The sequence below is a fragment of the Marinobacter sp. BW6 genome (assembly GCF_008107725.1).
GTDB lineage: Bacteria > Pseudomonadota > Gammaproteobacteria > Pseudomonadales > Oleiphilaceae > Marinobacter.
Map to the genome: position 1 here is coordinate 1 of NZ_VIRN01000017.1, position 402 is coordinate 402.

The 402-nt window shown below is 58.0% G+C and carries 1 protein-coding gene; it reads left to right on the forward strand.

Translation table 11 applies throughout. The features are described from left to right. The coding region (locus FMN52_RS00070) for a septation protein IspZ (RefSeq protein ID WP_205424869.1) at positions 1-302 on the forward strand (302 nt) is incomplete at its 5' end. Between the last annotated feature and the right edge of the window lie 100 nt (positions 303-402).

Genomic DNA, 402 nt, shown 5'->3' on the forward strand with positions numbered 1-402 from the left:
TCGTCAACTGCCTGTTCGGCTCGATCCTGCTCGGCGGGTTGCTGTTCGGCAAATCCCTGCTCGGCTATGTCTTCGACAGCGCCTTCAAACTGACCGACGAGGGCTGGCGCAAGCTGACTTTCCGCTGGGGCGTGTTCTTCTTCGTGCTGGCGATCATCAACGAGGTCGTCTGGCGCAGCTTCTCGACCGATTTCTGGGTCAGCTTCAAGGTCTTCGGCATCATGCCGATCACGCTCGTCTTCACCCTGACCCAACTGCCCCTCATCCAGAAACATGCGATCGTCGAGGAAGGCGAGGCCTGAGAGGCGCCACTTTCCTCGGCTGTCATTCCCGCGAAAGCGGGTACCCGGGAATCTTCATAAACCGTTGTAGTCAATCAAGTTTTGCCCAGGAGTCCTAGGT